The organism is Bradyrhizobium sp. YCK136, assembly GCF_044570075.1.
Classification (GTDB): Bacteria; Pseudomonadota; Alphaproteobacteria; order Rhizobiales; family Xanthobacteraceae; genus Bradyrhizobium; species Bradyrhizobium diazoefficiens.
The window spans coordinates 2,022,405-2,041,544 of record NZ_CP172424.1 but is presented as its reverse complement, the minus strand read 5'-3'; the positions used below and the strand labels follow the sequence as shown (position 1 = coordinate 2,041,544).

Genomic DNA, 19,140 nt, shown 5'->3' with positions numbered 1-19,140 from the left:
GACCTTACCCTTCAAAACCGTCGTAGGCGCCGGGACGTTCGAGGATCGAGTAGCCCTGTCGCAGATGTTGCAACGCCACCTGCACCGAGCGCGCGAACATCAGCACGAAGCCGGCCAGCACGGCGTAATAGACGTAGTCCTTGGGAAGATTGATCGTGGTCATCGACTCGTCGCCGATGATCTGGATGTAGACCCAGACCAGCTTGATGGCGTAGCCGAAGAAGGCGATCCGGATCAGGTCGATGACCGTCGACAGCGTGCGCGCGACGAGATGCGGCAGATAACGGTAGATCAGATCGACCTGGATGTGCCGCGACAGCCGCACGCACATCGATGCGCCGATGAAGACCACGCCGATCAGGCAGTAGGTCGCGATCTCCTCAGTCCAGGCATAGCTGTCGTTGAGGACGTAGCGGGTGAAAAACTGGAGGAAGACGGCGAGCGCCATCACCCAGAAGATCGCCAGCGCCACCCAGTCCTCGAAAGCGTAGATGCCGAGATCGACCTTCGGCGTCGCCTCCTCCTCGAAGGTGTGGGCGATCTCGTCCGCGGTGATCTGCCGGTGTATTTCGGCGGTCGACATGGGGTTACCTCTCTCCAAATCGTCGTTCCGGGGCGACACGTCAGCATCGAACCCGGAACCTCGAGATTCCGGGTTCTCGCTTCGCGAGCCCCAGAATGACAGCCACTGCTATTTGACGTCCTGAATCCGTTCCCAATCCGCCTTGCGATAGCCAAACGTCTCGAACGCGACGTTCTTCAGCACGGTGTCGCGGAACTCGTTCTTGTCGACCTCGGTCACGGTCAGGCCCTTCTCCTTGAAGAAGGCGACCAGCTTGGCTTCGTTCTGCTTGATCTCCGCGGTCGCCTTGGCGGCGGCCTCCTGCGCGACGTCGGTGAAGATCTTCTTGTCCTCGTCGGAGAGCTTCTTCCAGAGCGCGCCCGCCACCACCGTGTTGAGGTGGTCGACGATGTGGCCGGTCAGCACGATGTGCTTCTGCACCTCGTAGAACTTCTTGGCCTCGATCGTGGTCAGCGGATTCTCCTGTGCCTCGACGGTGCCGTTCTGGAGCGCGAGATAGACTTCGGCGAACGCGATCGGCGCGGTGTTGGCGCCGCAGGCGCGCGGCATTGCGAGATAGGCCGGAACGTCGGGCACGCGCATCTTCAGGCCCTTGAGGTCGGCGCAGCTCTTGATCGGCTTGTTCGACGAGGTCTGGCGCACGCCGTAATAGGTCACGGCGACGATGTGGTGGCCGCTCTTGTCCTCATAGCCCTTGGCGAGCTCCTTGAAGATGTCGCTCTTGGTGTAGGCAAGCAGGTGATCGGCGTCACGGAAGGTGTAGGGATAGTAGGTCACGCCGATCGGCGGGAAGCTCTTGGCCGCGAAGCTCGAGCCGGAGATGATGATGTCGACCGAGCCGAGCGAAAGGCCCTGGTTGATGTCGGCTTCCTTGCCGAGCTGGGACGCCGGATAGACATCGACCGCATAGCGCCCGTTGGTGCGCTTGCCGATCTCCTGCGCGGCCCAGACCGAAGCGGTATGGAACGGCTCAGAGGTCTCGTAGACATGGGCCCATTTGAGCTTGGTCTGCGCCATGCCGGCCTGGGTCGTTGCAAACATCGCCGCGACCGAGACCGCGAGCATCATCGTCATCTTCTTCAACACTGACTTTTCCTCCATCGTTCAAGTCTGCTTCTTGTTCGCCCGCCTCCAAGGAATGCGGGCCGCCCAATCTCATCGCCGCCGCGCGCTGCCGCTCTTGGCTTGCTTCTTGGCCTGTCTTTCGGCCTGCTTCTTCGGCGTTCGTTCTGGTTTTGCCGGCGTTGCCGGAGATCGTGCCGGGGACAATCCTGCCGCTGTCTCGGCGCCGAAATTCTGCGCAAAGCGCTCCTGCGAGCGCGCCAGGTGATTGCGCATCGCCTCGCGCGCGGCGTCCGGATCGTGCGCGGCGATCGCGTCGCGCACGGCGCGATGCTCGTCGAGCGCGGTGCGCCAGGTGCCCGGGTTCTCGAAATAATGCGCGAGCTGCGCGAAATAGGGATTGAGGCGCTGGTCGAACAGCTCGCCGACCACGCGCACCAGAACGGCATTGCCGAGACTTCCGGCGATCGCGACATGGAACGCGCGGTCGTGGACCATCGAGGCTTCGCCGGGGTGCTCGACATTCTCCATCGCGAGAAGGGACGCGTCGATGCGCGCGACGTCGTCCTTGGTCGCGACGCGCGCGGCCTGCTCGGCGATGGCGCTTTCCAGGAATTCGCGGGCGCGCAACAGCTCGAACGGACCCTCGATGACGGAAGCGGTTGCAGGCGCCGCAACGGCCGCCGGCTCGATCACATAGATGCCGGACCCGACGCGAATGCGCAGGCGGCCTTCGACCTCGAGCGCGATCAGGGCTTCGCGTACCGTCGGCCGCGACACCTTGAGCTGCTCGGCGAGCTCGCGCTCGGTCGGCAAGCGGCTGCCGACCGCGTACTCGCCGCTGTCGATCAGGCTTCGCAATTGATCGGCGACCTGGCGATAGAGCCGTCTCGCCTCCACAGCTTCCAGCGGCACGCTGGTCCTCCCCGAAAGGGTCGCGCGGGGTCGTCCAAACCCGCCGCCCGCCAGTTTTGGATAATTGGCCTTACCAATTGACCGGAGCATTGACCGAGGACGGGCGCCATGTCAAGCAGCGGCCAAAGACAGGGAGAGACGACCATGCGCCATAATTCAACGCGTCTTGGCCGCGCCAATCTCGACCGGCTGCCGCCGGCCATCCGCCGCCCGGCCTATGACCGATCGCGCGTCACGCCCGGCATCGTGCATCTGGGCCTCGGGGCCTTTCATCGCGCGCATCAGGCCGTCGTCATCGACGATTGCCTTGCCACCGGGGCCGCATCCTGGGGCATCGTCGGCGCGAGCCTGCGCAGCCCGGATACGCGCGATGCCCTCGCCCCGCAGGATCATCTCTACACCGTTGCCGTTCGTGCCACCGAAGGCACCGAGCACCGCGTCATCGGCGCGCTGCTCGACAGCGTCGTCGCACGCGAGAACCCGGCGCGGCTGATCGAGCGGATGGCCGATCCCGCCATTCGCATCGTCTCGCTCACCGTCACCGAGAAAGGCTATTGCCATACGCCGCAGACCGGCGATCTCGACGAGCGGCACCCTGATGTCGTGCACGATCTCAACAATTTTGACGCGCCGCGCTCGGCCCCCGGCTTCATCGTGGCTGCGCTGGCACGCCGCCGGGCGCAGGGGCTTGCGCCCTTCACCGTGCTGTGCTGCGACAACCTCGCCGCCAACGGCCACACCGTGCAACGGATCGTGACGCAGTTCGCGGCGCTGCGCTCGAAGGATCTCGGCAAGTGGATCGCGGATACCGCAGCCTTTCCCTCGACCATGGTCGACCGCATCGTGCCGGAGACGACGGATGCCGACCGCGATGCGGTGTCATCCGCGCTGGGCTTCCGCGACGCCTGGCCCGTGATGACCGAGCCCTTCACGCAATGGGTGGTCGAGGACCGCTTCGCGGCGGGCCGGCCCGATCTTGCCGCCGCGGGCGTCGAGCTCGTCACCGACGTCAAGCCGTTCGAGCTGATGAAGCTTCGGCTGCTCAACGCCAGCCATTCCGCGCTCGCCTATCTCGGCTATCTCGCCGGCTACGAGACCATCGCCGACACCATGCAGGATCCGCACTTCGCGCGTCTCGCCGCGCAGGTGATGGAAGAGGCCGCGGTGACGCTGACGATGCCGGCGAGCACCGACCTTGCCGCCTATCGCGCCTCGCTGCTCAAGCGCTTCGCCAATCCGGCGCTGCATCACCGCACCTGGCAGATCGCGATGGACGGCTCGCAAAAGCTGCCGCAACGCCTGCTCGGCGCGATGCGGGATCGCCTCGCCAAGAACCTGCCGATCGCGACGCATGCGCTCGCGGTGGCCAGCTGGATGCGCTACGTCACCGCGCGCGACGAGCACGGCCGCGCCATCGACGTGCGCGATCCCCTCGCCGGCGAGTTCGCAGGCTTGGCGCGCGAGGCGGGCCCTGTCGCCGAACGGCTCGCGCCCGCACTGCTCGGGGTCGGACAAGTGTTCGGGCCGCTGGGTGCCGAGCCGCGCCTGCGCGAGGCCGTGACCGCGGCGCTCGGCCGTCTCTATGCGGACGGCGCGCGGCGGGCGGTGGAGACGCACGTTTCTGCGTGACCACAAACTGGGCAGTAATGCTGCACTGCGGTCCAAATCGAACGCAAAGTCGACGGAAGTCGCGCTTGATTTTTGCCTGTCATTGCCTCACCCGAGAGCCATGGCAAAGGACAGCAAGGTCATCGCCGCGAACGCGGCCTTCTACGCCGCCTTTTCAACGGGCGACTTCGCCGGAATGGAACAGATGTGGGCGGATGACGACGCCATCTCCTGCATCCATCCCGGCTGGCCTGCGATCATCGGGCGGGCGACCGTGATCGGGAGCTGGCGCGACATCCTGCAAAATCCGGAGCGGCCGCAGATCGTCTGCGCCGAGCCGCAGGCCATCGTCGACGGCGACTGCGCGCGCGTGCTCTGCATCGAGATCGTCGACGGCACCGCCTTGGCCGCTGCCAACCATTTTCGCCGCGTCGGCGACGACTGGCGCCTGGTTCACCATCAGTCGAGCCCGATTGCGCAGATTGTCGAGCAGGCTGAAGACGATAGAACGAGTCACCGCGTCCACTGAAGGCGGCAGGCCCGCCGGCCCGTTCTACTGTGCATGGGGTTGTTTTTCAGTTTTTTAGTTGGCGACCTCATCGAAGCCCCGACAGATCGTCCAGCACGAACCGCGCCGCGCCGAAATCATCGTCCCGGAAGAACATGCTGCGGGTTATCAGAACCGGGATGTTCGCCCGCGATGCCGCAATCAGGCCGTTGGCGGAATCCTCGATTGCGACGCAGTCGGAGGCCTCCAGCGTCAGCCGCGCCAGGACTTCGAGATAGACATCCGGCGCAGGCTTCTTGTAGCGGACGTCGTCACCGGCAACGATCGCATCGAAGTCCGCGGCCCAGCGCATCCCCAGCGCCCGCGACAGCAGCGCATCGATGTTGCCGTGCGAGGTGGTGGTCGCGATCGCAAGCCGCTGGCCGCGCGCCTTCGCCGCGGCGAGAAGGTCCGTCACGCCCGGCCGCAGCGGGCAACAGCCGGTCTCGATCAGCTCGGCGTAATGCGCGGTCTTGACGCGGTGGAGTTCGGCGATGTCTTCGTCTGACAATGGCCCGGCAATCCGCAGCCGGGCGAGGTGAGCGCGAATTCGCTCCTTGCCGCCTGTCACCCGCAGCAGGTCCTTGTAGACGGCGCGGTCCCAATACCAGTCGAGACCGTGGCGGACAAAGGCATGGTTGAAGGCCTGCCGATGCAGTTCCTCCGTCTCGGCCAGGGTGCCGTCGACATCGAAGATCAGCGCGGCCGCGCGCCGGATCAGCTCCGCGGCGTCCAATGGCGGCATAGTGGCCGCTTCTGCCTGCATGATCGACGCTTCCCTGATGACATCTCCGCGACGAGCGATCATCGCCCGCACTGGCGGGCGCGTAAAATTGCAATATCTTTTGCCGGACCCAAAAATCCCTTATGAGCGGAAGCGCGCAGCTGGCGCGACGGGAACTCCGACCTGCACGGGAGAGGCATGCGGCTCTTCATTCTAGGCTTCGGCTACAGCGCCAGGCATTTCGTCCGCAGATTCGGCGGAACGTTCTCGCACATCGCCGGCACGGTGCGCGATCCCGCGAAACGGGATGACCTTGCAGGCATCGAGGTGCACCCGTTTTCCGGCAGCCGCCCGGCTCGCGAGACGGCCGAACGTATCAGCGACGCCGATGTCCTTCTCATCTCGATCCCGCCCGGCAGCGCCGGCGATCCCGCAATCGCGGCCTGCGCGGACGTGCTGGCCGGGGGCCGTCAGCGCAAGATCATCTACCTGTCCACGATCGGCGTCTATGGCGATCACGCAGGCGCTTGGGTGGACGAAAGCACGCCGCCGCAGGCCGCCCTCGATCGCACACGCATGCGGCTCGCAGCGGAGCAGGCCTGGACGGATATCGGGCGCGGCGATGTCGCGATCCTGCGGCTTGCAGGCATCTACGGTCCCGGCCGCAATGCGCTGGTGACGCTGCGCGCCGGAACGGCCCGGCGCATCATCAAGCCCGGACAGGTCTTCAACCGCATCCACGCCGACGACATCGCAAGCGCGATCATGGCCGCGGTTCGTCACCAGGGCAGCGGCACCTGGAACGTCTGCGACGACGAGCCAGCGCCGCCGCAGGACGTGATCGCCTATGCCGCCCAGCTCATGGGCGTCGCGCCGCCGCCCGAAGAGGCGTTCGAGACCGCCGAGATGTCGGCGATGGCGCGTAGCTTCTATGCCAGCAGCGCTCGCGTCTCCAACGCGAAATTGAAGCGCGAGCTCGGCGTCACGCTGGCCTATCCGACCTACCGCCACGCCCTGGATGCGCTGTGGCGCGCGGGCGAAGGACGATAGGGTCCACCTCCGACGCCTCCCAGACATGCCCTGCCTGCGCTTGACTTCGCCCCAGTGCGATCGTGATCTAGGTGCCGCGCGAGCCACAACGAAACGAGCTCGCCTTGGGAGGATACAATGAAGAAGACGATCGCCATGATCGCGGCGGCGGCTGCCGTCATCGCATTCGGTGCAGCGCGCGCCGCACCGCTGCCCGAAGCCAATCCTGACGACGCCGGTTTCTCGAAGCAGGGTCTTGCACGGCTCGACAGTTTCTTCGCCCGCGAAATCGCCGCAAAGCGCGTGCCCGGCGCCGTCGTCGCAGTGGCGCGTGACGGCAAGCTCGTACACTACAAGGCCTATGGCCTGCTCGATCCGGACAAGGGCACGCCGATGCCGGTCGACGCGATCTTCGCGCTGGCCTCGATGACCAAGCCGATGGCCGCAGTCGCAGGCCTGACGCTGATGGAGAAGGGCCAGTTGCCGCTCCAGGCCAGGCTGTCCGACTACTATCCCGGCTTTGCCGACATGAAGGTCGGCGTTCAGCAGGCCGACGGCTCGCTCAAGCTCGAGCCGCAGGCCTCGCCGATCTTCATCCACGATCTCTACCGGCATACGTCCGGATTGATGTATGGCGGTCGCCCGGACAGTTCGAGCCCGGTGGCGCGGCAATACCCTGATGGCGTCGCGCCGGCGATCGAAGGCGACACGCAGGCCTTCATCGACCGCATCACAAAGCTGCCGCTGGCGCATCAGCCCTCGACAGAGTTCGAATACGGCTTTTCGATCGATGTGCTCGGCGCCGTCGTCGAGAAGGTGAGCGAACAGCGGCTCGGCGACTATCTCGCCGCCAATGTGTGGCAGCCGCTCGGCATGAAGGACGCGACCTTCCACCCGACCGACGCGCAGCGCCCTCGCCTCGCCCGCCCGTTCGCCAACGATCCGCTGACGGGGAAGCCGCAAGCCATCAAGCTGCTGGACACGCCGACCAGGTTCGACTGCGGCGGCGCCTGTTCGTTCGCGACGGTCGGCGACTACATCCGCCTCGGGCAGATGCTGCTCAACGGCGGCGAGCTCGACGGCCAGCGCATCCTCGGCCCGAAGACCGTGCATCACATGACGACCAACCATCTCGGCCCCGAGATCAAGAACAACGTGGCGGTCATCGAGCCGCATCGCGCCGGTTTCGGCTTTGGCCTCGCGGTTGCGGTCCGCACCGGCGAAGGGGTGTCGTCGGTCCCCGGCAACCCCGGCGAGTTCACCTGGAACGGCGCGTTCGGAACGCAGTTCTTCTGCGATCCCAGGGAGCGTCTCGTCGTCGTGGTCGGAACCGCGGCGCCCGGTGAGCTCAGGAAATACTACCGCGAGCAGGTCCAGGACATCGTCTATGGCGCGATGGTGAAGTGAGATCGGCACGCTGAAACAGAAAGGGCGGCCGTGCGGGCCGCCTCTTGAATTGCTTGAGCATGATCTTGTCGGAAAACCGCTGCACACTTTTCCGGATCATGCTCCGGCGTCAGCTCAGGACGCCATATTTCTTGAACCAGGCCTCGGCCTGCTTCCAGGCATCTTCCGCGGCGTCCTTGCGGTAGCTGCCGCGGTAGTCGGCATGGAAGCCGTGCGGCGCTTCGGGGTAGATCTTGAATTCGGCCGTCTTCTTGTTCTGCTCGAGCGCCGCCTTGAGCTGCTCGACCTGCGCAACGGGAATGCCGGTATCGGCGCCGCCATAGAGGCCAAGCACCGGCGTCTTCATCTCGGGTGCGAGCTGGAGCGGGCTCTTTGGCCACAGTGGATTGGCGGGGTCGACCACCGTCCCATAGAAGGCGACACCCGCCTTGAGAGTACCGCCGTGAGCGGCATATTCCCAGACGGTGCGCCCGCCGCGGCAGAAGCCGATGATACCGAGCTTGGCGGTATCGCCGCCCTGCGATCCCGCCCACGCCACCGTCGCGTCGAGATCGGACAGCAGCTCGGTGTCCGGCTTGGCATTCACGACCGCCAACAGGTCCTTGATGTCGGTCACCTTGGTCAGGTCGACGCCCTTGCGGAAGTAATAGTCGGGCGCGATTGCGAATGCGCCGAGCTTGGCCAGGCGCCGCGTCACGTCCTTGATGTATTCGTGCAGGCCGAAAATCTCCATCGCCACGATGATCACCGGCGCCTTGGTGTTGCCGGCGGGGCGGGCGAAATAGGCAGGCATCTCCTCGGTGCCGACCTTGATCCTGGCGTCGCCGGCCTGGAGGCCCTTGGTATCCGTCGCGATCACCTCGGCACGGACGGGACCTGCCGCAAGCGTGTAGCCGGCGGCGACGGCCGCGGTCGCGCTCATGAATCCGCGACGCGAGACCGGGGCAACTTTCGTCAGCCCGACGACGTCGGATGTCATGATCGTTTCGAAACTCATCAGTCTATCCCTTCCTGCTGCCTGCAATGGTACCCCCGGGGGGCGATGCATTCGCCAAGAGTCGCCGGGGAAACGCAAATCACCAGCCTGCGAGCATGCGGTCTTCAGGCATGTCCCTGACGCCGCTCCCCCATGTCCTGCCTGAGCTGAATCGAGATGATGCCGCTGGCCGGCGATCGTCCGCGCAAGGCCCACGCGCAAGCTTTCCGGATTTGATCGTGTGCCCGATTTAACCGCGTGGCTGCGCTGCGGCGCAACATCCATTAACCGAAAATAGGGGTTCTTCCGCCGCACCTCACGCGGTCAGAAGCTGCAGACACTCCACCCCTCGCGCAATTCGAAACGCTTCGCCGCAACAAATGGGCTCCATCGCGACCGCAACGACACATCATGTTGCCGGGATGTTGCGCGCTATCGGAATCCCGCGCGCGAGCCGCCGTCATTTGACTGAAATTTTCAGAAGAGTTGAGCCGCGCGGTTTACTCGAACTTTCTTTGTGACGCTCTAGTTCCACGGCCGGAAGTTCCATCTCCGGAAACGGAGGACGTCTTCCCAGTGGGCGCGCCGTCCGACCAAGGATCGCCCGCGGGTTTCATTCTCGTCCACCCCGATTGCGCTCCCCCGAAGGCTCAGTTGAATAAAGCTTTATCCGACTTGGAAGTGAAATGAATTTGGCTCGCGAATCGATTGAACTGTTGGAGCAGGTCGCACGAATCCTCTGGTTCGAAGGCACCAAGCACGGCTTGCGCGATCGCGAGTGGATGGCGCTGCGCTTCCTCTCCCGCGCCAACCGGTTTTCCCGCGCGCCCTCGGCGCTCGCGAGTTACGTCGGCACCACGCGCGGCACCGCCTCGTTCATCATCGGTGAGCTGGAACGGCTCGGCTATCTCGAGCGAAAGCGCTCGGCCAAGGACAAGCGGTCGGTGATGCTGAGCGTCACGCAGCCGGGCAAGAAGTTCCTGGCGCGCGATCCCGTCAACGTTCTCGTCGAGGCGATTGCCGTGCTCGACGACGAGGCCAAGATCCGCTTCCGCGACGCGCTCCGCCACGTGCTGGACCAGTCGGACGCGGCCGAGCAGCGGCACCATACCGACGTCTGCAAGCGCTGCATCTTCCTCCGGGAAGATCGCACCGCGGCGGACGGCAAGACGACGGTCGAGTTCAGCTGCCGCCTGTTTCGCGCGCCAATCGCGGAGCCGGAGGTCGATCTGCTATGCACCAGCTTCGAGCATCACCGCCAATAGAGGCGGCGCTCGATCACGGCGTTGCCTTGCGCGACGAGTAGATCACGCCCCCGCTGGATTCGACCACAAGGCGCCCGTTCTCGTTCCGGATCTCCTCGATGCGGCCAAGGCCGGGCACCTGCTGCCCCAGCACGGCCTCGATGACGCCGTTCGGGCTTTGCAGGATCGCAATCCCCTCATAGGCCTGGCGCACCGACCAGCCCTTGACCACCTTCCGCGGCACTGATGCGCGCTCGGAGGGAGACACCGAGCCCGTGACCTCGGGCGCTGCGAGCGAAGCCATCATCGGCGCGGCCTGCGACGACGGCTGCGATTGCGCCACTGTCGGCGCCGGAGCCTGGGCTTGCGCCTGGGCGAGCTTGTCGAGCTTGACCGTCGAGGACGAGCTCACCCGCTCGATGCGGTCCAGATTCTCGGCAAACCTGCCGAAGCGATCGTTGGTCGCCTTGCTCGATTGATCGACCGCGGTGCGCAGGCCGTCGAGATTTTCGGACACGCCCGACACCTGCTTGCGCAGCTGGGCGACCGTCTCGCGCAGATTCCTGATCTCCGTATTGGCCGCGACATTGTTCTGGGCGGGCTGCGTGGTGAGATAGGCGATCACGCCGGTGCAGGCGCAGACCACCAGGATGGCGGCGACCGCCAACGTTGCGAGCGGCGCGACCCAGGTCGGACGGGGCGGCGGCGGCTTGGCCACGATCACGGCCGGCTTCATCACGACCGGCGCGGGCTTGGGTATCGCCATCTTGTCGAGGCGCGCCTTGGCGCGAATGCGCTTCAGCCCCTCGAGCGCCTCTTTCGCCAGCGCTTCGTCGCTCGCCGCAGCCGACGCACGCTTTGCGCTCGCGGCCGGCTTGGCTGTTTGCGTCGCGCTGTCCCTTGTATTGCGTGGCTCCGGAGCCGGCTTCGCCGCCGAGGAAACGTCAGCGGTCTCGTTGGGACGAGCTTTTCCATCGGACAACATGCGAGAATGCTCCGTTCGGTTAGATCTATCGAACGACGAATTTATTTGTCGAAGCTTGCCCGAAACGTGCGCATCGAAAACTTTTCATGACGCACGATGCGACGTCGCATGAGTCAAACGCGTCACGCACGTGGCGAGAGTGCGACTCGAAAGACACACCCTCGCCAAGATTTCGCCAAGCTGGAGTCGCCTCGCCACACATGAGTCGAATTGTCGCATGTGGAAAACCGGTGGAGAGAGTCAATCCGGGGTTGAAAACCCCTCCATACGCCTACCCCGCAGCACCACCCGAAATAGCTGTGATTATACGGGGATGCGGAACTATAGATCCGTCACGGTGCAAAACTAGTACCCGGAATCAGAGCTGAGTGATACGGCGGCCTTTGAAACGGCGTTGACGGACCTTTTTCTTGGTCCAGACGAAGGGCTCGGCTCTGTCGTTGTATGCGTTGACGTAGGCATCGATGTGTTCCTGAAGCTGCTTGAGGCTCGTGAAGGAGGTGCCGCTGAGCGACTGCCCCTGCAAGATGGAAAACCATACTTCGACCTGATTGAGCCATGACGCACTTGTCGGCGTGAAATGAAATTGCACGTTGGGGTGGGCCTTGAGCCAGTCCTCGTTCTTTTTATGGGTGTTGAGGTTGTCGAGGATGACGTGAAGCTTGCGGTTCGGAAAAGCCGCGGTGACGCTGTTCATGAAATCGAGAAACTCGACGCGGCGCCGGCGTTTTGAATGGGTCGCGATGATCTTTCCGGTGGCGACTTCGAGCGCCGCAAACAATGTTGTGGTGCCATGCCGCTTGTAATCGTGGCTTTGGCCGGTCAAGGCGCGGCCATTGGGCAACTTCAGATAACCCTGCGCTCGCTCCAAAGCCTGGATCGAGGGCTTCTCGTCCACGCACAGCACAATGGCCTTCGCCGGCGGCGCGACATAGAGGCCGACAACATCGGCGGCTTTGGCCGTAAAGTTCGGGTCGTTGCTCTCGCACCAGGACTTGCGAGCCACCAGGTCAATCTTGTGGCTGCGCAGGAACCGCCAGACATATTGGACATCGACATCGCCCAGCGCCTCGGCCAGCAGGGGGCCGGTCCAGCGCGCAAACCCTTGCGGTGGCGGCTTATCCAGCAGCTTCAGAATCCGCTTGTCGGTCGTCTTCGTATAGATCGGCTGCTTGCCAGGCCGCGGCTTGTCTTGCAGCCCTTCAAGGCCATGGTCGGCATAGCGATGCCGCCAAAGGCTGACAATCCGCGGCTGGACCCCAACTTCCTTGGCGATCGACCGGGTGCTGCGCCCATCCGCCGCCAACAGAACTATCCGCGCCCGCTTCAAATCGCGCTGCAACGTCACCGGTGAGCGACAGCACGCCTCAAGCACCTTGCGATCTTTCCTCGAAAGGTGGACTTCTCTTGCTTCGGGTATCATCCCGACCTTGAATCACGACTCACGTTCCAAGAAAAGTGGGTACTAGGTTTGTAGTTTTTTGTTGCGATCGACGACTAACCCGTCCTATTCGTGAGAGTGCGGCTTTTGGGCCCGATTGATGCGGCCGCACATCTTGTCTGACGAGGCGCACAGGATTGCCTTCGGCTTTTCGCCGCCTGACGACCGGTACTTTGCAACGCGCTTGAGGGATGGGTTGGGCGAACGGGGGCGGACGCCCCGCCGGTCAAGGACCGAGCGGCAGCAGCGCGCCGGGCAAGCCGCAGATCAGGTCGGCTTCGGGACATGCCGCGGCAAACGCAAGGCGAATGCGGCTCGAGGTCTCGACCACACGGGCGGCGAGCTTCAAGAGCCGAAGACGCAGCGTCGCGAACTCGGCAGCGGCCAATTCCCGGACTTTGGGAATGGCCTCGCGCACGGTCAGCATCAGCCAATAAGCGGCCGTATGGAGCACGAGACGGACCTGGTTGGCGAGCGCCGAACGGCAGCTGGTGCGGTCGGAGGCGAGCTGTGTCTTATGCAGCTTGATCAGATTCTCTGCTTGGCCGCGCGCGCAATACAGGCTGTCGTAGATCCACTCGGCCGAGCCGACATCGAGGCTGGTGACGACGAAACGGATGTCGAGGCCGAGCATCGTCGCCTCAATACGGGCGACGGTGCGCCGTTCGCGATCCCAGGACTTTGCCTTGTGGCGCGTCTCGGTATAGCCACGCAGAACCGGCAGGTTCTCGATGGCGCGTCGGGTGCGGATGTCGTCGGCGACCTCGTCGACTTTTCTGGCGAGAGGCTTGGTGCCGGACAGACCGAAGATGTAGTCGATGCCGTTGGTCTCGCACCACGCCATGGCCTCCGGCCGGGCATAGTGCCCGTCGCCACGGAACGTAATTCGCGTGTTGTGCCACCGCGTCCGGATATGCCGTACCAGGCGGCGCAGAAGGGCACGCACCTCGACGCCGCCCGGCGTCTTGCCGGGCCTCAGCACGACCGCCACGGGACGGCTCTTCTCCGTGTCGTAGACGTGGATCGGCAGGAAGCAGCGTTCGTCATAATGAGCGTTGAACAGCGAGAGCTGCTGATGGCCGTGGACGACATCGCAGGTATCATCGATGTCGAGCGTGACGGATGCCGGCTCGCGCGGGTAGCTATCCATCCATGCGTCGACCAAAATGTAGGTCAGTCGGATCACGTCGCGCAGGCGCGGAGCATTCTCCAGCCGCGACAGCGTCGGTTGGGAACACAGATCGCGGCCCGTGTCCGGCAGCCGTCCGCAGGCCAGCTTGAATGCGGGATCGGACCGCAGATGATCGAGGTCGTCGGCGTCCTCGTAGCCGCAGCAGATCGCGAACATGCGCGCGCGGAACATATCGACAAGGCTGTGCACGACCCGCGTCGGATCGCGCCGATCCGGGAACACCCGGGCCAGATTGTCGGCCAAGCCGAGACGCCGCTCGGCCATCGCCAGAAGCATCACGCCCCCGTTCGAGGTTAGGCGCCCACCATCGAAGGCAGCTGTGACTTTCTTGGCGTGAATGGCTGGAAACGAGAAGGGCAGAATCGTATCGTCGGTCATGGCGGGCGTGGCGTTCGCGGTTGAAGGTGATGGGGTGGCTTCGCAACCGAATCCTACGCCGCATCAGCGCTTTACACCACGCTCGCCAGCCCTCAGGCGCACTCTTACGAATAAGACGGGCTAAATATTGGCTGCCATTTGATGACAGAGGAGGCAGGGCCTGTGTCGGCTTTCATCGTGAACCTGTTATGACCCGAACCGGCGCGCCGCCAATCAAGATAGCGAAGAAAGATGCGGCGGATTGCCGCTTTCATCGATGGCGGCCGTCTTCGCCGCGGTTTTTTTGACTGTCGATGTCGCAGGAAAACTCGCGAGACGAACCATCAACGCCGCCCATCCGCACACGGTGCGCGAAACGTGACGACATACGATCGCCTTCTAGGTGAGCCGGATGATCGAGATATCCGACATTCCGAAATTCGGATAAGCAGCTTGCTGTGAGCAGTGCGAGGATCTGCAGACCCATAGCCGGCCAGGAATCGTCACACTCCTGGCGTCAGCAACACGGCTGCGCCGCCTGCCGGCCCCCTTGTATGCATTATCCCAGTTGCCATTATCGGGCACTTCGCTTTACATGCCGGCAACCTGCCCTCAGATTGCAGCCGGGGCACAAAAATCACATGACATTTCCAAGGGACGAAACATGGCGCGCAACATATTGATTCTCGGGGCTTCCTACGGCTCCCTGCTGGGCACGAAGCTGCTGATGGCGGGACACAACGTCACCCTCGTCTGCCGCGCCAAGACCGCGGAGCTGATCAACCGTGACGGTACCGAGGTCCGCATCAAGTTGCGCGACGAGGCGGTGCACCGGGCGATCTTCTCGCGCGACCTGCCCGGCAAGCTCGATGCGGTGACGCCGGCCGATGTCGACGTCTCCCGTTACGACATGGTCGGCCTTGCGATGCAGGAGCCGCAATACACCAACCACACGGTGCGCGTGCTCATGGTCAAGATCGCCGCGGCGAAGCTGCCGTGCCTGTCGATCATGAACATGCCGCCGCTGCCCTATCTGAAGCGGATTCCGGCGCTCGCAGGCATGGATCTCGAGGAGGCCTATACCAACGCGCAGGTGTGGGAGCGGTTCGAGCCGGGCCTGGTGACGCTGTGCTCGCCCGACCCGCAGGCCTTCCGTCCGCCGGAGGAAGCCGCGAACGTGCTTCACGTCGGCCTGCCCACCAACTTCAAGGCATCGGTCTTCGCCGACGAGAAGCACAACAAGGTGCTGCGCGAGCTCGAAGCCGACATCGACGCGGTGACGCTCGACGGCCACGACGTGCCGGTGAAGCTGAAAATGTTCGATTCCCTGTTCGTGCCGCTGGCGAAGTGGTCGATGCTGCTGACCGGCAACTACCGCTGCATCACGCCGCACGAGCCGCAGTCGATCCGCGACGCCGTGCACGGCGATCTCAAGCGCTCGCAGACGATCTACGATCATGTCGACGCGATCGCCCGCCGCCTCGGCGCCGATCCGCAAGACCAGGTGCCGTTCGCGAAATACGCCAAGGCGGCCGAAAGCCTGCTCAAGCCGTCGTCGGCCGCGCGCGCGGTGGCCAGCGGCGCGCCCTTCATCGAGCGCGTCGACCTGCTGGTGAAGCTGATCTCGCATCAGCTCGGCGTACCCAACCCCGAGATCGACCGCACGGTCGAGACCGTGGACCAGAAGCTGAACGAGAACTCGTGCAGGGCGGATCGGGCGCGCAGTAGCCGCGCGCCACGTCTGTCGCTATCGCGCGACGCAGGCGCTCACGCGCTCAGGAATGATTGAAGCCAGATCAGGCCGGTCACGGCGACGAGCGTGACCGCGCCGGTGCGCGTGATGATCTCAGGGTAGCCGAGACGACGGGCGCCGCCGCCAAGCGTTGCGCCCAACGCAATCCACGCGGCGCCCGCGGTGACGATCTGAAGCGCGATCATTCCGAGCCACGGCAGGAGCTCGAACAGTCCGGCCTGGAGCGGCAGGAGCAGGAAGGCGAACACCATCGCCTTCGGATTCAGCAGCGTGGTGATCAGCACCTGACGGAACGTCACCACGGCGCCGCCGCGCAGCTCGCGCGCGTTGACGCGCCAGAGCATGACGGCAAGGCCCAGGATGTAGACACTGACCGCCACGCGAAGCACGACGGCCGCGAGCGGAATGCCGCTCACGACGGGACCGAGCGCCAGCCGCAGCAGCACAATCGCCGCGAGATAGCCGAACAGCTCCGCCGCGAGCAGACGGAGCGACCGCGATATCCCGATCCCTGCCCCCGATGTCGCGAGCAAGGTGTTGGTCGGTCCCGGCATGGCGAGGAGAAAACAGGTCGCCGTGAAGAAGGTCAGGAAGTTCATAGCCCAGGCTAACAGCATCGCGCCGGCAAATCTTGATCTGCGTCATGCGGCGGCACCGCCATGCTCGACTTTGGCCGCGTTCGCACGGAACGGTTCTCGGTGTTGCCCGAACTCGATGAGAGCGATCGCGCCGTCCTGATCACGCGATCGTGTCGCTGCCCACGTCTCGTCGTCTTGCCTCGCGCTTAGGCGTGAGCAAGATAGCTTTGTAAGTCACCTTGCCCGGCATTGATTTGCGATGCCTGCGTTTGGGATCCAGACAAGAACACGAGAAGAAGCAATGGATCAGGCGATGCTGAGCGTCGTCCGTGCGGTCGAGGCAGGCGCGACGACCATGAAGGGCGTCATCGACGCGACCGGACTATCCCGTCTCAAGATCGAACGTGCGTTGGCTGCGCTGGAGAAACAAAAGCTCCTGGTGCGCGACGGCCAAGGCTTCAGGGCAACGGGTCTGCCGAGAACAGCGCCCAACCCGCGTCAATGCGGATCGTGCAACGCCTGCTGCGATATCCTCGAAGTCGCTGCGGTCGACAAGCCGGTGAACCAGCTCTGCAGGCATTGGCAGGCGGGCACCGGATGCACCATCTACGCGAGCCGCCCGCAGATGTGCCGGTCGTTCGCCTGCGCCTGGCTGCAAGGCCATCTCGACGATGCATGGTTTCCAGCGAAATCGGGCATCGTGGTGCATTTCAGCCAGGACGCCGTCAACGTCACGGTCGACGACGACTGCCCCGATCGCTGGCGCGAGGAGCCGTATTTCAGCAAGCTCGCCGAATGGTCGATGAACGGCATCAGGCGAATCGGAAACCGCGGCTACGCGACCCTCGTGGTCTCCAGCGAGAACCGATTCCTGCTGCTCGGACGCACCGTCGTTCCCGATCCGACGCCATCAGGCACCGCGTTCCTGCCGCTCACCCCCGACACGTTCCGGTTCTGGCGGGCAACGTCACCGGAACATCTGCAGCGGCTGCACGAGCGCATCGCCGAGATCGAGCGGATCAGGCAGGAATTCGGCTCCTGCGCTATTCCCCCGAACGAGGACGACGATCCCGTCCCGCCCTATCGCCCCGCGCTTCTACGGTTGTCGAATCACGCCTGAACGCCGTCGTGGGCAACAGAGCATGATTCGCGCTGTGGTGCTCGACGCGCCCCGGCCGGGTTGATAAGCCCCTGTCCGCGAATGATGGGGACTTGAGTCGGGACATGACGGTTGCGATCGAGATGGGGCAGACCACGGCGGGCGCCGCGGCGGCCATGGACCTCGAGGAACTGCTGGCGACCCGCCTCCTGGTGCAGGGCAATTCGGGCTCCGGCAAGTCGCATCTGTTGCGGCGGCTGCTGGAGCAGAGCGCACCCTGGGTGCAGCAGGCCATCATCGACCCCGAGGGCGATTTCGTCACGCTGGCCGAGCGCTTCGGCCATCTCGTGATCGAGGCCGAGGATCACACCGAGCGCGGCCTTCAGGTCGCGGGCGAGCGCGCGCGGCTGCATCGCGTCTCCACCGTGCTCAATCTCGAGGGCCTCGATGCCGAGAACCAGATGCGCCGTGCCGCCGCGTTTCTCGGCGGCCTGTTCGACGTCGATCGCGACCATTGGTACCCGATGCTGGTGGTGGTGGACGAGGCGCAGCTGTTTGCGCCGGCGGTCGCCGGCGAGGTGTCGGACGAGGCGCGAAAACTGTCGCTCGGTGCCATGACCAATCTGATGTGCCGCGGCCGCAAGCGCGGGCTCGCCGGCATCATCGCGACGCAACGTTTGGCAAAGCTCGCCAAGAACGTCGCGGCGGAAGCCTCCAACTTCCTGATGGGCCGGACCTTCCTCGACATCGACATGGCGCGCGCCGCCGACCTGCTCGGCATGGAGCGGCGGCAGGCGGAAGCCTTTCGCGATCTCGAGCGCGGCCAGTTCATGGCGCTGGGACCTGCGCTGTCGCGGCGTCCGCTGCGCCTGAACATCGGCCCGACCGATACCCACGCGCGCAACTCCACGCCGCGGCTGATGCCGATGCCGGACTCCGCACGCGAGGATATGCGCGCCGTGATCCTGGCCGCGCCGCCGCCCGATGCCAGCCGGCCGCAGCGCCGGCCCGCGCCGGATCTGCTCGAACAGCTCCGCGCCGCGAAAGCGGCCGCCACGCCGGAGATCCGGCCTGAGGTGGTCGAGGTTCAGGTCAGCGCGGAGGAGCTCGCGGAGCGGCGCGAACGCGTCGACCGGACCCTGCGTGCCGTGCTCGCCGAGCCCGATGCCGGCTTCCGCGCCGTCGGCGTGCTCTATCAGGAGTTCGTGGTCCGCTGCCGCATCGAGGGCCTCGGCGCGGCCGTGCCTGACCTCAACGAATTCCGCCGCATGCTGACGCGCGCGCGCGCCGGGCTTGGCGCCGAGCATGCCGAGGACGACGACTGGCAGGACGTGTCGCTGCGCGCCTCGATCCTGCCCGACGACATGCAGGGCGTCTTCATGATGATCGCGCGCGCGGCGAAGGAAGGCTGGCCCTGCCCGGGCGATGCCGCGATCGCCCGCGCCTATGGCTCGCATTCGCTGCGCCGCGCGCAGCGCCTGCTCAGCTACATGGAGGAGCAGGGTCTCATCGTCTGCCAGCTCGACGGCGGCGGACGCAGGATCGTGACGCTGGTGGAGCTGGCCTGGGCGACCGCGCCCGGTGATCCCAATGGCGACGATCTGCCGGCGGAGCCGGCACAGAGCGCAGCTTCGGCCTGA

At 64.8% G+C, this 19,140-nt stretch carries 16 protein-coding genes and 1 pseudogene; 8 read left to right on the top strand and 9 right to left on the bottom strand.

The window, feature by feature from the left end; translation table 11 throughout:
- Positions 1 to 4: 4 nt before the first annotated feature.
- The 3 genes from ACFLEY_RS09610 to ACFLEY_RS09600 all read right to left on the bottom strand — a co-directional run bounded on the left by ACFLEY_RS09610 (position 5) and on the right by ACFLEY_RS09600 (position 2,560).
- Positions 5 to 583, bottom strand: a complete 579-nt coding sequence (locus ACFLEY_RS09610; RefSeq protein ID WP_011089572.1) for a TRAP transporter small permease — start codon at positions 581 to 583, stop codon at positions 5 to 7.
- A 108-nt stretch (positions 584 to 691) separates the two neighbouring features.
- Positions 692 to 1,651: a sialic acid TRAP transporter substrate-binding protein SiaP gene (locus ACFLEY_RS09605; RefSeq protein ID WP_060912685.1), complete on the bottom strand. Its 960-nt coding sequence runs from the start codon at positions 1,649 to 1,651 to the stop codon at positions 692 to 694.
- An 87-nt stretch (positions 1,652 to 1,738) separates the two neighbouring features.
- Positions 1,739 to 2,560: a FadR/GntR family transcriptional regulator gene (locus ACFLEY_RS09600; protein ID WP_060908739.1), complete on the bottom strand. Its 822-nt coding sequence runs from the start codon at positions 2,558 to 2,560 to the stop codon at positions 1,739 to 1,741.
- 144 nt (positions 2,561 to 2,704) lie between these two features.
- Here ACFLEY_RS09600 and ACFLEY_RS09595 point away from each other — a divergent pair, with 144 nt between their 5' ends.
- Together ACFLEY_RS09595 and ACFLEY_RS09590 are read left to right on the top strand one after the other, a co-directional pair.
- Complete coding sequence (locus tag ACFLEY_RS09595; protein WP_060912686.1) at positions 2,705 to 4,189, top strand: mannitol dehydrogenase family protein; 1,485 nt, start codon at positions 2,705 to 2,707, stop codon at positions 4,187 to 4,189.
- A gap of 100 nt (positions 4,190 to 4,289) precedes the next feature.
- Entirely contained in the window at positions 4,290 to 4,697 is a 408-nt protein-coding gene (locus tag ACFLEY_RS09590) for a nuclear transport factor 2 family protein (protein ID WP_028174485.1), read from the top strand.
- A 67-nt stretch (positions 4,698 to 4,764) separates the two neighbouring features.
- Here the strand turns inward: ACFLEY_RS09590 and ACFLEY_RS09585 are convergent, their stop codons facing one another.
- On the bottom strand, positions 4,765 to 5,481 hold the full coding sequence (locus tag ACFLEY_RS09585) for an HAD family hydrolase (RefSeq protein ID WP_060912687.1): 717 nt from the start codon (positions 5,479 to 5,481) through the stop codon (positions 4,765 to 4,767).
- A gap of 156 nt (positions 5,482 to 5,637) precedes the next feature.
- On the opposite strand from ACFLEY_RS09585, the gene ACFLEY_RS09580 reads away from it, so the two are divergent.
- Both ACFLEY_RS09580 and ACFLEY_RS09575 read left to right on the top strand, forming a co-directional pair.
- Positions 5,638 to 6,489: an SDR family oxidoreductase gene (locus ACFLEY_RS09580; protein WP_060908740.1), complete on the top strand. Its 852-nt coding sequence runs from the start codon at positions 5,638 to 5,640 to the stop codon at positions 6,487 to 6,489.
- Positions 6,490 to 6,606: 117 nt separating this feature from the next.
- Positions 6,607 to 7,875 (top strand): serine hydrolase, encoded by a 1,269-nt coding sequence (locus tag ACFLEY_RS09575; RefSeq protein WP_060908741.1) that lies wholly within the window; start codon positions 6,607 to 6,609, stop codon positions 7,873 to 7,875.
- Between the two features lie 109 nt (positions 7,876 to 7,984).
- On the opposite strand, the gene ACFLEY_RS09570 is transcribed toward ACFLEY_RS09575, so the two are convergent.
- Positions 7,985 to 8,872: a dienelactone hydrolase family protein gene (locus tag ACFLEY_RS09570; RefSeq protein WP_060908742.1), complete on the bottom strand. Its 888-nt coding sequence runs from the start codon at positions 8,870 to 8,872 to the stop codon at positions 7,985 to 7,987.
- Between the two features lie 665 nt (positions 8,873 to 9,537).
- Between ACFLEY_RS09570 and ACFLEY_RS09565 the strand changes: the two genes are divergently transcribed.
- Positions 9,538 to 10,116: a MarR family winged helix-turn-helix transcriptional regulator gene (locus tag ACFLEY_RS09565; RefSeq protein ID WP_211434043.1), complete on the top strand. Its 579-nt coding sequence runs from the start codon at positions 9,538 to 9,540 to the stop codon at positions 10,114 to 10,116.
- A gap of 13 nt (positions 10,117 to 10,129) precedes the next feature.
- On the opposite strand, the gene ACFLEY_RS09560 is transcribed toward ACFLEY_RS09565, so the two are convergent.
- The 3 genes from ACFLEY_RS09560 to ACFLEY_RS09550 all read right to left on the bottom strand — a co-directional run bounded on the left by ACFLEY_RS09560 (position 10,130) and on the right by ACFLEY_RS09550 (position 14,091).
- Positions 10,130 to 11,080 carry a hypothetical protein gene (locus tag ACFLEY_RS09560; protein ID WP_011089583.1) on the bottom strand — a complete coding sequence of 317 codons (951 nt, stop codon included), beginning with the start codon at positions 11,078 to 11,080 and terminating at the stop codon, positions 10,130 to 10,132.
- Between the two features lie 358 nt (positions 11,081 to 11,438).
- Positions 11,439 to 12,503, bottom strand: coding sequence for an IS630-like element ISRj1 family transposase (locus tag ACFLEY_RS09555; RefSeq protein ID WP_026192128.1), 1,065 nt, complete (start codon positions 12,501 to 12,503; stop codon positions 11,439 to 11,441).
- A 244-nt stretch (positions 12,504 to 12,747) separates the two neighbouring features.
- Positions 12,748 to 14,091, bottom strand: a complete 1,344-nt coding sequence (locus ACFLEY_RS09550; RefSeq protein ID WP_060907971.1) for an IS1380-like element ISBdi2 family transposase — start codon at positions 14,089 to 14,091, stop codon at positions 12,748 to 12,750.
- Positions 14,092 to 14,734: 643 nt separating this feature from the next.
- Here ACFLEY_RS09550 and ACFLEY_RS09545 point away from each other — a divergent pair.
- Positions 14,735 to 15,798: pseudogene (locus ACFLEY_RS09545) on the top strand (ketopantoate reductase family protein).
- 39 nt (positions 15,799 to 15,837) lie between these two features.
- On the opposite strand, the gene ACFLEY_RS09540 reads toward ACFLEY_RS09545, so the two are convergent.
- Positions 15,838 to 16,440 (bottom strand): LysE family translocator, encoded by a 603-nt coding sequence (locus tag ACFLEY_RS09540; protein ID WP_082755432.1) that lies wholly within the window; start codon positions 16,438 to 16,440, stop codon positions 15,838 to 15,840.
- A 262-nt stretch (positions 16,441 to 16,702) separates the two neighbouring features.
- Between ACFLEY_RS09540 and ACFLEY_RS09535 the strand changes: the two genes are divergently transcribed.
- On the top strand, positions 16,703 to 17,521 hold the full coding sequence (locus ACFLEY_RS09535) for a YkgJ family cysteine cluster protein (RefSeq protein WP_038965652.1): 819 nt from the start codon (positions 16,703 to 16,705) through the stop codon (positions 17,519 to 17,521).
- A gap of 104 nt (positions 17,522 to 17,625) precedes the next feature.
- Positions 17,626 to 19,140: an ATP-binding protein gene (locus ACFLEY_RS09530; RefSeq protein WP_060908746.1), complete on the top strand. Its 1,515-nt coding sequence runs from the start codon at positions 17,626 to 17,628 to the stop codon at positions 19,138 to 19,140.

What these genes read in the sequence shown, in the direction of transcription:
- ACFLEY_RS09610 (WP_011089572.1), bottom strand. Translation starts at nt 583, where the DNA reads ATGTCGACCGCCGAAATACACCGGCAGATCACCGCGGACGAGATCGCC.
- ACFLEY_RS09605 (WP_060912685.1), bottom strand. Translation starts at nt 1,651, where the DNA reads ATGATGCTCGCGGTCTCGGTCGCGGCGATGTTTGCAACGACCCAGGCC.
- ACFLEY_RS09595 (WP_060912686.1), top strand. Translation starts at nt 2,705, where the DNA reads ATGCGCCATAATTCAACGCGTCTTGGCCGCGCCAATCTCGACCGGCTG.
- ACFLEY_RS09590 (WP_028174485.1), top strand. Translation starts at nt 4,290, where the DNA reads ATGGCAAAGGACAGCAAGGTCATCGCCGCGAACGCGGCCTTCTACGCC.
- ACFLEY_RS09585 (WP_060912687.1), bottom strand. Translation starts at nt 5,481, where the DNA reads ATGCAGGCAGAAGCGGCCACTATGCCGCCATTGGACGCCGCGGAGCTG.
- ACFLEY_RS09580 (WP_060908740.1), top strand. Translation starts at nt 5,638, where the DNA reads ATGCGGCTCTTCATTCTAGGCTTCGGCTACAGCGCCAGGCATTTCGTC.
- ACFLEY_RS09575 (WP_060908741.1), top strand. Translation starts at nt 6,607, where the DNA reads ATGAAGAAGACGATCGCCATGATCGCGGCGGCGGCTGCCGTCATCGCA.
- ACFLEY_RS09570 (WP_060908742.1), bottom strand. Translation starts at nt 8,872, where the DNA reads ATGAGTTTCGAAACGATCATGACATCCGACGTCGTCGGGCTGACGAAA.
- ACFLEY_RS09565 (WP_211434043.1), top strand. Translation starts at nt 9,538, where the DNA reads ATGAATTTGGCTCGCGAATCGATTGAACTGTTGGAGCAGGTCGCACGA.
- ACFLEY_RS09560 (WP_011089583.1), bottom strand. Translation starts at nt 11,080, where the DNA reads ATGTTGTCCGATGGAAAAGCTCGTCCCAACGAGACCGCTGACGTTTCC.
- ACFLEY_RS09555 (WP_026192128.1), bottom strand. Translation starts at nt 12,503, where the DNA reads ATGATACCCGAAGCAAGAGAAGTCCACCTTTCGAGGAAAGATCGCAAG.
- ACFLEY_RS09550 (WP_060907971.1), bottom strand. Translation starts at nt 14,091, where the DNA reads ATGACCGACGATACGATTCTGCCCTTCTCGTTTCCAGCCATTCACGCC.
- ACFLEY_RS09540 (WP_082755432.1), bottom strand. Translation starts at nt 16,440, where the DNA reads ATGCTGTTAGCCTGGGCTATGAACTTCCTGACCTTCTTCACGGCGACC.
- ACFLEY_RS09535 (WP_038965652.1), top strand. Translation starts at nt 16,703, where the DNA reads ATGGATCAGGCGATGCTGAGCGTCGTCCGTGCGGTCGAGGCAGGCGCG.
- ACFLEY_RS09530 (WP_060908746.1), top strand. Translation starts at nt 17,626, where the DNA reads ATGACGGTTGCGATCGAGATGGGGCAGACCACGGCGGGCGCCGCGGCG.